This window comes from Streptomyces crystallinus, from assembly GCF_039521265.1.
Taxonomy (GTDB): Bacteria; Actinomycetota; Actinomycetes; order Streptomycetales; family Streptomycetaceae; genus Streptomyces; species Streptomyces crystallinus.
This window is the reverse complement of sequence record NZ_BAAACA010000005.1, coordinates 24834-39192: the sequence shown is the minus strand read 5'-3', so window position 1 is coordinate 39192 and position 14359 is coordinate 24834. Positions and strand designations below refer to the sequence as shown.

12 protein-coding genes are annotated in these 14359 nt (G+C 71.3%); all 12 read right to left on the bottom strand.

The window, feature by feature from the left end; genetic code table 11:
- Positions 1-98 precede the first annotated feature (98 nt).
- The 12 genes from ABD236_RS03135 to lysA all read right to left on the bottom strand — a co-directional run bounded on the left by ABD236_RS03135 (position 99) and on the right by lysA (position 14355).
- Positions 99-1373, bottom strand: coding sequence for a serine hydroxymethyltransferase (locus ABD236_RS03135; RefSeq protein WP_344069822.1), 1275 nt, complete (start codon positions 1371-1373; stop codon positions 99-101).
- 248 nt (positions 1374-1621) lie between these two features.
- Entirely contained in the window at positions 1622-2278 is a 657-nt protein-coding gene (locus ABD236_RS03130; protein WP_344069820.1) for an arsenate reductase/protein-tyrosine-phosphatase family protein, read from the bottom strand.
- Complete coding sequence (locus ABD236_RS03125) at positions 2275-2922, bottom strand: L-threonylcarbamoyladenylate synthase (RefSeq protein WP_344069818.1); 648 nt, start codon at positions 2920-2922, stop codon at positions 2275-2277. Before ABD236_RS03125 ends, ABD236_RS03130 begins: the two co-directional genes overlap by 4 nt.
- A gap of 56 nt (positions 2923-2978) precedes the next feature.
- A complete protein-coding gene (gene prmC, locus ABD236_RS03120) occupies positions 2979-3860 on the bottom strand; it encodes a peptide chain release factor N(5)-glutamine methyltransferase (RefSeq protein ID WP_344069816.1) in 882 nt (293 codons plus the stop codon).
- Between the two features lie 75 nt (positions 3861-3935).
- Positions 3936-5015, bottom strand: coding sequence for a peptide chain release factor 1 (gene prfA, locus ABD236_RS03115; RefSeq protein ID WP_344069814.1), 1080 nt, complete (start codon positions 5013-5015; stop codon positions 3936-3938).
- A 101-nt stretch (positions 5016-5116) separates the two neighbouring features.
- Complete coding sequence (rpmE, locus tag ABD236_RS03110; RefSeq protein ID WP_101390144.1) at positions 5117-5338, bottom strand: 50S ribosomal protein L31; 222 nt, start codon at positions 5336-5338, stop codon at positions 5117-5119.
- 161 nt (positions 5339-5499) lie between these two features.
- On the bottom strand, positions 5500-6615 hold the full coding sequence (locus ABD236_RS03105) for an LCP family protein (RefSeq protein ID WP_344069811.1): 1116 nt from the start codon (positions 6613-6615) through the stop codon (positions 5500-5502).
- Between the two features lie 226 nt (positions 6616-6841).
- The gene (rho, locus tag ABD236_RS03100) at positions 6842-8887 is read right to left on the bottom strand and encodes a transcription termination factor Rho (RefSeq protein ID WP_344069809.1); all 2046 of its coding nucleotides are present in this window, start codon (positions 8885-8887) and stop codon (positions 6842-6844) included.
- Positions 8888-9304: 417 nt separating this feature from the next.
- On the bottom strand, positions 9305-10222 hold the full coding sequence (thrB, locus tag ABD236_RS03095; RefSeq protein ID WP_344069807.1) for a homoserine kinase: 918 nt from the start codon (positions 10220-10222) through the stop codon (positions 9305-9307).
- Positions 10223-10477: 255 nt separating this feature from the next.
- The gene (gene thrC / locus ABD236_RS03090) at positions 10478-11536 is read right to left on the bottom strand and encodes a threonine synthase (RefSeq protein ID WP_344069805.1); all 1059 of its coding nucleotides are present in this window, start codon (positions 11534-11536) and stop codon (positions 10478-10480) included.
- 6 nt (positions 11537-11542) lie between these two features.
- Complete coding sequence (locus tag ABD236_RS03085; RefSeq protein WP_344070099.1) at positions 11543-12832, bottom strand: homoserine dehydrogenase; 1290 nt, start codon at positions 12830-12832, stop codon at positions 11543-11545.
- A gap of 131 nt (positions 12833-12963) precedes the next feature.
- The gene (gene lysA, locus ABD236_RS03080; protein WP_344069803.1) at positions 12964-14355 is read right to left on the bottom strand and encodes a diaminopimelate decarboxylase; all 1392 of its coding nucleotides are present in this window, start codon (positions 14353-14355) and stop codon (positions 12964-12966) included.
- Positions 14356-14359 lie beyond the last annotated feature (4 nt).

Here is a 14359-nt window from a genome sequence, read left to right as displayed (position 1 = left end):
GCTGGCCATCTCAGCCCCACAGACTAGCTTCGCGCTTCCATGGTTGAGGACATGCGGGTACACGAGATGGTTGCAGTCAACCCCGTCACTCACCCCATCTATTGCGGATAGGGCGGAAATCTCCCGGCAAGTTCCCGCACCTCGGCGCGGACTTCACCGCCTTGCGCGCTGTCTTCCCGCAGCGCCGCCGAGAACAGCACCGCGAGCCTGGCCATCTCCGCCTCGCCCATTCCCTGGGTGGTCACCGCGGCCGTACCGAGCCGGATGCCGCGCGCTTCGTCGTACGGCAGGGCACAGGTGTCCAGGACCAGCCCGGCGCCCGCCAGACGGCCCCTGGCGGCCCTTCCGTCGGCTCCCAGGGGGCCGGGGTCGGCCAGGATCAAGTGGGTGTCGGTGCCCTCGGTGACGACGGCGAACCCCTCGGCGGCGAGCCCGGCCGCCAGCACGCGCGCGTTGGCGACCACCTGATGGGCGTACCCGGTGAAGGCGGGGGTCGCCGCCTCGCCGAACGCGACCGCCTTGGCGGCGATGGTGTGCATCTGGGCGCCGCCCTGGGTGAACGGGAAGACCGCCCGGTCGATCCGGGCCGCCAGCTCCGCGCCGCACAGCAGCATCCCGCCGCGCGGGCCGCGCAGCACCTTGTGGGTGGTCGCGCAGACCACGTCGGCGTACGGGACGGGGCTGGGCGCCGCTCCCCCGGCCACCAGGCCCATGGGGTGCGCCGCGTCCGCGATGAGGTAGGCGCCGACCGCGTCGGCGATCTCGCGGAACGCTTCGTAGTCGGGGTGGCGCGGGTAGCAGATCGAGCCGCAGACGATCGCCTTGGGGCGGTGGCGCTCGGCCAGCGCCGCGACCTCCTCGTAGTCGATGAGGCCGCTCTCCGCGTCGACGCCGTAGCCGACGAAGTCGAACCACCGGCCGGAGAAGTTGGCGGGCGAGCCGTGGGTGAGGTGTCCCCCGTACGGGAGGCCCATGGCGAGCACGGTGTCCCCCGGGCGGAGCAGCGCCGCGTAGGCCGCGAGCACGGCCGAGGAGCCGGAGTGCGGCTGTACGTTGGCGTGCTCGGCGCCGAAGAGCGCCTTGGCGCGGTCCACGGCGATCCGCTCGGCCACGTCCACCAGCTCGCAGCCGCCGTGGTGGCGGGCGCCGGGGTAGCCCTCGGCGTACTTGTTGCTGAGCGGGGAGCCGAGCGCCGCGAGCACGGCGGGCGAGGTGAAGTTCTCGGCGGCGACGAGCTGGAGCGAGGTGGCCTGCCGGCGGGTCTCGCCGAGCAGCACGTCGGCGATCTCGGGATCCTGGCGCCGCAGGGCGTCGAGCGCCCCCTCGGGGGCGGCGGCGCGGGCAGCGGACACGGCTGCGGTGGTGACCGTCATCGGGGGTCTCCGGGCCTGACAGGGGGTGTGTGAGGCGTCAGATCCAATGTAGGCCGCCCTGCGGACGTACGCCCGCCGTATTCCCGTCAGTGCGGCGCGGCCACACCCGTCAGCGCCGTCACCACCGGCTCCAGGGCCGTGTTGAGCCCCTCCCCTACGCGCCACTCGCGATGCTCGGCCCGAGGGGCCTCACAGGCTTCGAGTCGCCGCGCCGGACTCCGTCCGGCGGTCTCGTGCCCGGGCTTCCTTCAATGCGGATGCGGCGCGGCCACACCCGTCAGCGCCGTCACCACCGGCTCCAGGGCCGTGTTGATCTCGTCGCCGATGGAGCGGAAGAACGTGATGGGGGCCCCGTACGGGTCGTTCACCTCGTCCGCCTCCGCGCTCGGGGCCAGCAGCCAGCCGCGCAGCGCCGCGGCAGCGCGGACCAGGGCGCGGGCGCGCTCGACCATGCCGTCCTCCAGGGGGTCCGGCAGCGTCGTGGGGTCTATGGCGCGCACCAGCCGGGTGAACTCCTTCAGCGTGAAGGTGCGCAGCCCCGCCGAGTGGCCCATGGAAATGACCTGGGCGCGGTGGTCGCGGGTGGCCGTGAGGACCAGGTCCGCGGTGATGACGTGCTCGTCCAGGAGCTCGCGCCCCGTGAAGCCGGAGGCGTCCGCGCCGAAGTCCGCGAGGACGGCCGCCGCGTTGGCCTCCATCGGGGCGCCCTCGTGGCCCCAGGTGCCCGCGCTCTCCACGATCAGGCCGCCGGTGTACGGGTCGCCGAGGCGGTCGTACAGGGCATGCCGGGTCAGCCGCTCGGTGATGGGCGAGCGGCACACGTTGCCGGTGCTGACGTGGAGGATGCGGAAAGTGGTGCCGGTGAGCCCGGTGCCTATGCCACGCCCCGTCTCAGGGGCTGTCAATTCGCCACCTCGAGGTCGGGTACCACCTTGCGCAGCTCGTCGGCGTCGAGCGCGCCCGCGCGCAGCAGCACCGGCACCTTCCCCGTGACGTCGACGATCGACGACGGGACGATACCGGGGGTGGGGCCGCCGTCCAGGTACACCGAGACGGAGTCGCCCAGCATCTCCTGCGCGGCGTCGCAGTCCTCCGGCGAGGGGTGCCCGGTGAGGTTGGCCGAGGAGACGGCCATCGGGCCGACCTCGGTCAGCAGCTCGATGGCGACCGGGTGCAGCGGCATCCGGATGGCGACCGTGCCCCGGGTGTCGCCCAGGTCCCACTGGAGGGACGGCTGGTGCTTGGCGACCAGCGTGAGGGCGCCCGGCCAGAACGCGTCGACGAGCTCCCACGCCTGCTCGGAGAAGTCCGTGACCAGGCCGTGCAGCGTGTTCGGCGACCCGATCAGGACAGGGGTGGGCATATTGCGGCCCCGGCCCTTGGCGTCCAGCAGGGAGGCGACGGCCTCGGAGCTGAACGCGTCGGCGCCGATGCCGTACACGGTGTCCGTCGGGAGGACGACGAGCTCGCCGCGGCGCACTGCGGAGGCGGCCTCACGCAGACCGGTCGTGCGGTCGGTCGCGTCGTTGCAGTCGTATCGCCGAGCCATTTAACGGGCCTCCTCGTACACGTACGCGGTGTTGAAGCGGTTGGGGGTGGAAACGGTCACGGCAGAGCCTTGCGGGCCGTGGCGAAGCGCGGACGGTTGTTCAGGTCGGGGTGGTCGGCGGCGTCCGCCCAGCCGGCCTCCTCGTTGAAGATCCACGGCACCTGGCCGCCCTGGGTGTCGGCGTGCTCGACGACGACGAGGCCGCCGGGCCGCAGCAGCCGGTGGGCGGTGCGCTCGATGCCCCGGATCGTGTCGAGGCCGTCCTCGCCGGAGAACAGGGCGAGTTCGGGGTCGTGGTCCCGGGCCTCGGGGGCGACGTACTCCCACTCGGTGAGCGGGATGTACGGCGGGTTGGAGATGACCAGGTCGACCTGGCCGTCGAGCTCGGGCAGCGCGGTCAGCGCGTCGCCCTGGTGCAGCACGACACGCGAGCCCTCGACGTTCTTGCGGGTCCAGTTGAGCGCGTCCTCGGACAGCTCCACCGCGTGCACCCGCGAGCGGGGCACCTCCTGGGCCATGGCCAGCGCGATCGCGCCGGAGCCGGTGCACAGGTCCACGATGAGCGGCTCGACCACGTCCATGGCGCGCACGGCGTCTATGGCCCAGCCGACGACCGACTCGGTCTCGGGACGGGGCACGAAGACGCCGGGGCCGACCTGGAGCTCCAGATAGCGGAAGAACGCCCGCCCGGTGATGTGCTGGAGCGGCTCGCGCGCCTCGCGCCGGGCGACCGCCTCCCAGTAACGGGCGTCGAAGTCGGCGTCCTTGACCAGGTGCAGCTCTCCCCGCTTGACGCCGTGGATGTGCGCGGCGAGCTCCTCCGCGTCGAAGCGCGGCGAGGGCACGCCGGCGTCGGCCAGCCGCTGGGTGGCCTGGGCCACCTCCGCGAGCAGCACACTGCGGGGGCCTGGGGTTCGCCCCCCAGAATGTTGCGGCACGCTGGTCCTCCGGGCTGCAATGGGCCTCCCCCGCCCCGTCGTACGGCGGGGGAAGTACCGGGTGTCTTACGGGTGTCAGCTCGCCGCGGCGAGCTTGGCGGCGGAGTCGGCGTCGACGCACGCCTGGATCATCGCGTCCAGGTCGCCGTCGAGCACCTGGTCCAAGTTGTACGCCTTGAAGCCGACCCGGTGGTCCGAGATGCGGTTCTCCGGGAAGTTGTAGGTGCGGATCTTCTCGGAGCGGTCCACGGTACGCACCTGGCTGCGCCGGGCGTCGGCGGCCTCCGCCTCGGCCTTCTCCTGGGCCGCGGCGAGCAGCCGCGAACGCAGGATACGCATGGCCTGCTCCTTGTTCTGGAGCTGGCTCTTCTCGTTCTGGCAGGAGGCGACCACACCGGTCGGCAGGTGCGTGATGCGCACGGCGGAGTCGGTGGTGTTGACGGACTGGCCGCCGGGGCCCGAGGAGCGGTAGACGTCGATGCGCAGATCGTTCATGTTGATCTCGACGTCGACCTCCTCGGCCTCGGGCGTGACGAGCACGCCGGCGGCGGAGGTGTGGATACGGCCCTGCGACTCGGTGGCGGGCACGCGCTGCACGCGGTGCACCCCGCCCTCGTACTTCAGTCGCGCCCAGACGCCCTGGCCGGGCTCGGTGGCGCCGTTGCCGCCCTTGGTCTTCACCGCGACCTGGACGTCCTTGTAGCCGCCCAGCTCGGACTCGGTGGCGTCGATGATCTCGGTCTTCCAGCCGACCCGCTCGGCGTAGCGCAGATACATCCGCAGGAGGTCGCCGGCGAACAGGGCCGACTCGTCGCCGCCCGCGCCCGCCTTGATCTCCAGCAGGACGTCCTTGTCGTCGCTGGGGTCGCGCGGAACGAGGAGGAGCCGCAGCTTCTCCGTCAGCTCCTCGCGCTGCTTCTCCAGCTCCTTGACCTCGGCCGCGAAGTCGGGGTCGTCCGCCGCGAGCTCCCTGGCCGTCTCGATGTCCTCGCCCGTCTGCTTCCAGGAGCGATAGGTCCCGACGATCGGCGTCAGCTCGGCGTAGCGCTTGTTGAGCTTGCGCGCGTTCGCCTGGTCGGCGTGGACCGAAGGGTCGGCGAGCTTCTTCTCCAGATCGGCGTGCTCGCCGATCAGTTCCTCGACCGCCTCGAACATCGGGGGCTCCTGGGTAATCGTGTGAGTGGCTGCGGCAGACGGCAAAGCGCCGGTCCCAGCCGTCCCGCACGGGGACGGCCGAAGACCGGCGCAGTGGCTCGCTACTTCTTGGCGGCAGCAGCCTTGCCGAAGCGGGCCTCGAAGCGGGCCACACGGCCACCGGTGTCGAGGATCTTCTGCTTGCCCGTGTAGAACGGGTGGCACTCGGAGCAGACCTCGGCACGGATGGTGCCCTCGGCGAGGGTGCTGCGGGTGGTGAACGACGCGCCACAGGTGCAGCTGACCTGCGTCTCGACGTACTCGGGGTGGATGTCGCGCTTCAAGGTGTCTCCTATGTTCATGGAGGGCGCCGGGTCGTCCGCGCGGGACTGCGCGCACGTGAACCGGGGCCGACGTACCAGTCTGCCAGGACTGGGCGTATCTCCCAAAACCGGGGTCGGGCCCGTTCTATTCCAGGGCCCGCCCCTCCTGACATCAGTGCAGGTCAGCCGGTTTTCACCACGCCGCCGACATCACCCTTGTCACCCGCGGAGTCCGCGGTCGCGGAGGCCGGCACCGGCTGGTCCCTCAGCAGCGCGTCCCAGACCTGCTGGGCGTGGGCCTGCTGCGGCAGTACGCGGTTGGGGTCCGCCGGGTCGTACATCACCGGCAGGGTGATCATGTGGACGTCGTTCGCGCCCAGGCCCTTGAGCCCGTTGCCGAAGCCGATCAGCTTGTTGATCGAGTTCAGGTCGGAGTCGGTGGTGATGGCCTTGGTGGCGGCGTCCGCGAGCCCGTAGAGCTTGGTGGGGCTGGTGAAGACGCCCACGCCCTTGACCCGCTCGATCAGCGCCTTGATGAAGGCCTGCTGGAGCTGGATGCGGCCGAGGTCGGAGCCGTCGCCCACGCCGTGCCGGGTGCGCACGAGCCCGAGCGCCTGCTCGCCGTCGAGGGTGTGCTTTCCGGCCGGCAGGTCCAGATGGCTCTTGCTGTCCTTGATCGGCTTCGCGGTGGTGACGGGCACCCCGCCGAGCTCGTCGATGAGCTTCTTGAAGCCGGTGAAGTCGACCTCGATGTAGTGGTCCATCCGGATGCCGGACATCTGCTCGACCGTCTTGACCGCACAGGCCGGGCCGCCGACCTCGTACGCCGTGTTGAACATCTGGCGCTTGCCGCCGGGGTCGGTCTTCCCGTCCGTGGTGGCGCAGGAGGGCCGGGTGATCAGGGTGTCGCGCGGGATGGAGACCACGCTGGCGCTCTTGTGGCCCTCGTAGACGTGGACGACCATCGCGGTGTCGGAGCGGGCCCCGCCCTCGTCCTTGCCGTACTCCTTGTTGGCGCCGGCCCGCGAGTCGGAGCCGAGGACCAGGATGTCCATGGATCCGTTGTCGACGTCCTGCGGGCGGTCGGTGCCGAGCTGGGCGTTGATGTCGACGCCCTTGATGTTGCCGTTCAGCTTGAAGTAGACGTACCCCAGGCCCGCCCCGCCGGCCAGCACCACGCCCGCCGCGGACCAGGCCGCGATCGTCAGCACCCGGCGGCGCGGGGTCGGGCGCTTGCGGCGCCGGCCACGGCCGCCGCCGGATATTCGGTCGCTGCCGCTCTCGCTGTGGTCGGCCATGGTCTCCTCAGTCCTCGTCGCTGCTCCTGGTACCCCCCGCCGTGTCTGTCAGGCACGGTTTGTCGACACTTGTCAGACGGAGAAGCACCAAGAAGGGTTGCACAGGGTTCTAAGAAGCCCTGGAGAACGCCGTGGGCCTGTGGTGAAGCTCTCGGCGCCCCCGTTGCGCGAAAACGCCCCCGGCACCGAGGTGCCGGGGGCGTTCGCGCAGGTGGCGGCGGTGACGCTAGTCGTTGCCGTTGCCCGGGGTGGTCTTCTGGATCTGGAGCAGGAACTCGGCGTTCGACTTCGTCTGCTTCATCTTGTCCAGCAGGAGCTCGATGGCCTGCTGCTGGTCGAGCGCGTGCAGCACCCGGCGCAGCTTCCAGACCACCGCGAGCTCGTCGCTGCCGAGCAGGATCTCCTCCTTGCGGGTGCCGGACGCGTCCACGTCCACCGCCGGGAAGATGCGCTTGTCGGCGAGCTTGCGGTCGAGCTTGAGCTCCATGTTGCCGGTGCCCTTGAACTCCTCGAAGATCACCTCGTCCATGCGCGAGCCGGTCTCCACGAGCGCGGTGGCGAGGATGGTCAGCGAGCCGCCGTCCTCGATGTTGCGCGCGGCGCCGAAGAAGCGCTTGGGCGGGTAGAGCGCCGTCGAGTCGACACCACCGGACAGGATGCGGCCGGAGGCCGGGGCCGCCAGGTTGTACGCACGGCCCAGACGGGTGATCGAGTCGAGCAGCACGACCACGTCGTGGCCGAGCTCCACGAGGCGCTTGGCGCGCTCGATGGCGAGCTCGGCGACCGTGGTGTGGTCCTCGGCCGGGCGGTCGAAGGTCGAGGAGATGACCTCGCCCTTGACCGACCGCTGCATGTCGGTGACCTCTTCCGGACGCTCGTCGACCAGGACGACCATCAGGTGGCACTCGGGGTTGTTGTGCGTGATCGCGTTGGCGATCGCCTGCATGATCATGGTCTTGCCGGTCTTCGGCGGGGCCACGATCAGACCGCGCTGGCCCTTACCGATGGGCGAGACGAGGTCGATGATGCGGGTGGTGAGCACACCCGGGTCGGTCTCCAGACGGAGCCGGTCCTGCGGGTAGAGCGGGGTGAGCTTGTTGAACTCGGGACGGCCCCGGCCGGAGTCGGCCGCCATGCCGTTCGCCGAGTCCAGGCGGACCAGCGCGTTGAACTTCTCGCGGCGCTCGCCCTCCTTGGGCTGGCGCACGGCGCCGGTGACGTGGTCACCCTTGCGCAGACCGTTCTTGCGGACCTGGGCGAGCGAGACGTACACGTCGTTCGGGCCCGGCAGGTAGCCGGAGGTCCGGATGAACGCGTAGTTGTCGAGGATGTCCAGGATGCCCGCCACGGGGATCAGCACATCGTCGTCGTTGACCTGCGGCTCGGCGCCGAACTCGTCGCGCCCGCCACGACGGCCCCGGCGGTCGCGGTAGCGGCCCCGGCGGCCACGGCGGCCCTCGTCGTCGAAGTCGTCTTGCGGGCCGTTGTTCTGCTGGCCCTGGCCGCCCTGGCGCTGCTGGCGCTGGCCGCCCTGGCCCTGCTGGTCGTCGCCCTTGCCACGGCGGTCACCGCGGTCGCCGCGGTCACCACGCTCGCCGCGGTCGCGGTCGCCGCGACGGCCGCCCTGGCGGTCGCCCCGCTCACCGCGGTCACGGCGCTCGCGACGGCCCTCGGCGCCGTCGACGGCCTCGGTGGCCTTGGCGTCCGGCTGCCCGTCGGTCTTCTGCTCGGCCCGGGCGTCCGTCTTGGCCTCGGCCTTGGCGGACTGCGGCTCGGCGGCGGTCGCGGACTCCGGGGAGCCGGCGGCCGCGGTGGCGCGCCGGCGGCGGCGCTCGCCCGCGGGCTGCTCCTCGCCCCCGTGCTCACGGCCGCGCTCGGCCTGGGCGCCGCCCCCGGCCGGCTGGCCGGGGATCTCGATCTGCTGCTGGGCGGCGGGCTTCTCGGCCGCCTCGTCACCCGTACGGGCCTTGGAGGTGGCGCGGCGCTTGGGCTTGGTCTCGGCCGCGTCGGCGCCCTTGGCCGGGGCGGCGGAGCCGGAGCCGGCCTGCGCCTCCTTGATGACCTCGATCAGCTGGCTCTTGCGCATCCGCGCGGTGCCCCTGATGCCGAGGCCGGACGCGACCTGCTGCAGCTCGGCCAGGACCATGCCGTCGAGGCCGGTGCCGGAGCGGCGGCGCCGTGCGGTGGTGCCAGAGGCAGCACCTGCGGCGGGCGCGGCGTCGCCGACGGAAGTGTCGGCAGTCACGCCCATCAGATCGGTGGTGTCGCTCACGAAGGGTCCTTCCCTGGAGCGGACGTCGGCCTGTCTGGCTCGGCGACCGGTTGTGCTGTCCGAACATGGCCTGTGACCTGGGGTCACTGACCGTGCCGGGGCGGTGGTCCGCCGCGTACGGCGGAGAGGTAAACGTGCGTGGGGTCCGGCCCGAGTTCCCCTACTCGGCCCCCTGAGGAAGAGCGGGGGGTGTCGTGCCGGTTCCGGAGCGTGCTCGGAAACTGCTCAGGCAGGCTGCGCTGGCGGTTTGGGAGGCTCCCGGAAGAAAGGCGGTCCCTGAAGGGGACACGAAGCACCGCGCCACAAAGACGACCGATGCAGACTTGAGGTTAACACTACCGGATCCAACAAACATTCCCCCTCTCGTTCACCGGCAAGCCGCGCGTGACGCCCTGGCGGCCATACGACCCCGATGGCCTATGACCCCAGTGGCAGGACACTCGCGCCCGAGGCGTCGAGGCGGAGCCGGTTCGCGGCCCACCCGTCGCCCGCCAGCCGTGCGACCTTGTCGGCCGCACCGTCCTCGACCAGCGCCAGGACCGTGGGTCCCGCGCCGGAGATGACCGCGGGGACGCCGTCCGCCCGCAGTCGGTTGACCAGCGCCACGCTCTCGGGCATCGCCGGTGCCCGGTATTCCTGGTGGAGCCGGTCCTCGGTGGCCGGGAGCAGCAGCTCGGGGCGCCTGGTCAGCGCCTCCACGAGCAGCGCCGCACGCCCGGCGTTGGCGGCCGCGTCCCCGTGCGGGACGGTCCGCGGCAGCAGCCCCCGCGCGGTCTCCGTCAGCACCGGCCTCCCGGGCACGAAGACCACCGGAACGACGGAATCCGCAGGGTCCATCCTGATGGCCCGCGCAGCTCCGCCCTCCATCCAGGAGAGCGTGAAGCCGCCGAGCAGACAGGCCGCGACGTTGTCGGGGTGGCCCTCGATCTCGGTGGCCAGCTCCAGCAGCGCGGCGTCGTCGAGCCGCGCGTCGCCGCCTATGGTCACCGCGCGCGCGGCCACGATGCCGGCGCAGATGGCGGCCGACGAGGAGCCCAGGCCCCGGCCGTGCGGGATGCGGTTGGCACAGACGACCTCCAGGCCGCGCGGCTGCCCGCCGAGCAGGTCGAAGGCGGTGCGCAGCGACCGTACGAGGAGGTGGCTCTCGTCGCGGGGCAGCGTCTCGGCGCCCTCGCCCGCGATGTCGATGTGCAGGCCGGAGTCGGCGACGCGGACGACCACGTCGTCGTACAGCCCCAGTGACAGGCCCAGGGAGTCGAAGCCCGGGCCGAGGTTGGCACTGGTGGCGGGGACGCGCACCCGTACGGCGGCGGCGCGGAATGCGGGACCGGCCATCGCTCTGATGACTCTCCTTGTGAGGACTGCTGCGAGTTTTTCGAAGAGGTACCCAAGAACCCGACGGCCACGTGGGCAACTGCACCGCGGCATATGCGGCGGGGCGGGTTGGGTACAGCCTATCGAAGGAAGGTTCAGTGGCGACATAGGGCGCACAGGAGGCGCACGATGCGTGTCGCGAGCCCCCTGCGCCCCTACGTGCCGAGTTACTGCGAGTTGTACGGGTTCGCGTACGGCCTGAAGCCCCGGTTCCGGCTACGCCAGCCCGAGGCGCTCGGCCGCGGCCGCCGCGTCCACCGGCACGGTGACCGGCTGCGGAGCGCCCGCGACGGCCCAGTCCGGGTCCTTGAGGCCGTTGCCCGTCACCGTACAGACGATCTTCTGGCCGGGATCCACCAGCCCCTGCTCGGCGGCCTTGAGCAGCCCGGCGACCGAGGCGGCCGAGGCGGGCTCCACGAAGACGCCCTCCTGGGCCGCGAGGAGCCGGTAGGCCCGCAGGATCTCACGGTCCGTCACCTCGTCGATGAGACCGCCCGATTCATCGCGCGCGGCCTCCGCGAACTGCCAGGATGCAGGGTTGCCGATGCGAATCGCGGTGGCGATCGTGGAGGGGTCCTTGACCACCTCGCCCCGCACGATCGGCGCCGAGCCGGACGCCTGGAAGCCCCACATACGAGGCGTACGCGTGGCCACCCCGTCCGCCGCGTACTCCCGGTACCCACGCCAGTAGGCCGTGATGTTCCCGGCGTTGCCCACGGGAAGGACATGGATGTCGGGCGCGTCGCCGAGCATGTCCACGATCTCGAACGCGGCGGTCTTCTGGCCCTCGATACGGACCGGGTTGACCGAATTGACCAGCGCCACCGGGTAGTTGTCGGAGAGCCCGCGCGCCAGCGTCAGACAGTCGTCGAAGTTCCCGTCCACCTGAAGGATCTTCGCCCCGTGGACCAGCGCCTGGCCCATCTTGCCGAGCGCGATCTTGCCCTGCGGCACCAGGACCGCGCAGACCATGCCGGCCCGTACCGCGTAGGCGGCCGCGGAGGCGGAGGTGTTGCCGGTGGAGGCGCAGATGACCGCCTGCGCGCCCTCCTCCTTCGCCCGGGTGATCGCCATCGTCATCCCGCGGTCCTTGAAGGAGCCGGTGGGGTTGGCGCCCTCGACCTTGAGGTGGACCTCGCAGCCGGTGCGCTCGGAGAGCACCTGCGCGGGCACGAGCGGCGTACCGCCCTCGCGGAGGGTGACGACCGGGGTCGTGGCGGAGACCGGGAGGCGGTCCCGGTACTCCTCGATGATTCCGCGCCACTGGTGGGTCATGGCTCGTTACTCCCCTTCCACACGCATGATGCTGGCGACACCCCGCACGGTGTCGAGTCCCCGCAGGACGTCCACGGTCCCGGTGAGGGCCGCGTCGGCCGCGCGGTGGGTGACGACGACGAGGGAGGCCTCGCCGTCCTTGCCCGACTGGCGGACGGTGTCGATGGACACCCCGTGCTCGGCGAAGACCGTGGCCACCTGGGCGAGCACACCCGGCTTGTCGGCCACGTCGAGGCTGATGTGATAGCGCGTCACCACGTCACCCATGGGGCTCACGGGCAGCTGGGTGTACGCGGACTCACCCGGCCCGGTGGACTCGGCGAGCTTGTTGCGGCAGACCGCGACCAGGTCGCCCAGGACCGCGGAGGCGGTCGGCGCGCCGCCCGCGCCGGGCCCGTAGAACATCAGCTGTCCGGCGGCCTCGGCCTCGACGAAGACGGCGTTGTAGGCGCCGCGCACGGAGGCCAGCGGGTGGTCCAGCGGGATCATCGCCGGGTGCACCCGCGCGGTGACGGACCCGCCGTCGGCGGCGCGCTCGCAGATGGCGAGCAGCTTGATGGTGCAGCCCATCTCCTTCGCGGAGGCGAAGTCGGCGGCGGTGACCTCGGTCATGCCCTCGCGGTAGACGTCGTCGAGGCGGACCCGGGTGTGGAAGGCGATCCCGGCGAGGATGGCGGCCTTGGCGGCGGCGTCGAAGCCCTCCACGTCGGCGGTGGGGTCGGCCTCGGCGTATCCGAGCGCGGTGGCCTCGTCCAGGGCCTCCTGGTAGCCGGCCCCGGTCGAGTCCATCTTGTCGAGGATGAAGTTGGTCGTGCCGTTGACGATGCCGAGCACCCGGTTGACCTTGTCGCCGGCGAGGGACTCGCGCAGCGGCCGGATCAGCGGGATGGCGCCGGCGACGGCCGCCTCGTAGTACAGGTCCCGCCCGTGCTCGACGGCGGCGGCGTGCAGCGCGGCGCCGTCCTGGGCGAGCAGCGCCTTGTTGGCCGAGACGACGGAGGCGCCGTGCTCGAAGGCGGTGGTGATGAGCGTACGAGCGGGCTCGATGCCGCCGATGACCTCGACGATGACGTCGATGTCGCCGCGTTTGACGAGGGCGGTGGCGTCGGTGGTGACGAGCGCGGGGTCGATGCCCTCGCGCACCTTGGAGGGCCGGCGCACGGCGACACCGGCGAGCTCGACCGGCGCGCCGATGCGCGCCGTGAGGTCGTCGGCGTGCGTCGTCATGATGCGCGCCACCTCTGAGCCGACCACTCCACAGCCCAGCAGCGCCACCTTCAGCGGACGCGTACGCATCATCCGACCTCGTTTCCTTCTACCAGCTTGAATGCGAACCAGTCTCACTCACCGGACGGAGGTTTCCGTGCTCCGTCCGGATCCTGAGACACATATTCCACTATTTATTCATCGTTCTATTCATTTGTTCATCATCCGACGTCGAGACGCAGGAGATCTTCCTCCGTCTCACGCCGGACGATCACCCGCGCCTCGCCGTCGCGGACCGCCACCACCGGCGGCCGCAGGGCGTGGTTGTAGTTGCTGGCCATGGAGCGGCAGTACGCCCCGGTGGCAGGCACCGCGATGAGGTCGCCGGGCGCCAGGTCGGCGGGCAGGAACGCGTCCCGGACGACGATGTCGCCGCTCTCGCAGTGCTTGCCCACGACCCGTACCAGCATCGGCTCGGCCTCGGAGGTGCGCGAGACGAGGGCCACCGAGTACTCGGCGTCGTACAGGGCGGTCCGGATGTTGTCGGACATCCCCCCGTCGACGCTGACGTACGTCCGCAGCCCCTCCAACGGCTTGATCGTCCCAACCTCGTACAGCGTGAAGGCGCTGGGCCCGACGATCGCGCGCCCCGGCTCGACGGAGATGCGCGGCGTACGCAGCCCGGCGGCCTCGCACTCGCGCGAGACGATCTCGTTGAGCGCCTTGGCGATCTCGTGCGGCTCGCGGGGGTCGTCGTCGGAGGTGTACGCGATACCGAGCCCGCCGCCGAGGTCGATCTCGGGCAGCTCGACCCCGTGCTCGTCACGCACCTCGGCGAGCAGCTGCACGACGCGCCGGGCGGACACCTCGAATCCGGCCATGTCGAAGATCTGGGACCCGATGTGGGAGTGGATCCCGATGAGCTCGAGCCCGTCGAGCTTCAGAGCCCGCCGCACGGCTTCGGCGGCCTGCCCGCCCGCCAGCGCGATCCCGAACTTCTGGTCCTCATGAGCGGTGGCGATGAACTCATGGGTGTGTGCCTCGACGCCCACGGTCACGCGGATCTGAACGCGCTGGCGCTTGCCGAGGCTCTGCGCGATGTGGGCGACACGGACGATCTCCTGGAAGGAGTCGAGGACGATGCGCCCGACGCCGACGTCGACGGCCCGCCGGATCTCGTCCTCGGACTTGTTGTTGCCGTGGAAGGCGATGCGCTCGGCGGGCATACCGGCCGCGAGGGCGGTGGCGAGCTCGGTGCCGGAGCAGACGTCGAGGTTGAGCCCTTCCTCGTGCAGCCACCGCACGATGGCGCGCGACAGGAAGGCCTTCCCGGCGTAGAAGACATCGGCGTCCTTGCCGAAGGCGTCGGCCCAGGCGCGGCAGCGGGCGCGGAAGTCGGTCTCGTCGAGGAAGTAGGCGGGGGTGCCGAACTCCTCGGCGAGCGAGGTGACATCGAGCCCGGCGACGGTGGCGACACCGTCGGCGTCGCGCCCGACGGTCTGCGACCAGACCTTCGGATCAAGGAAGTTGAGGTCGGCGGGCGGCGCCGAGTAGTGCCCTTCGGGAAGGACGTCGGCGTGGCGGGGCCCGGCGGGGTGGGCGGAACGGCTCATGCGG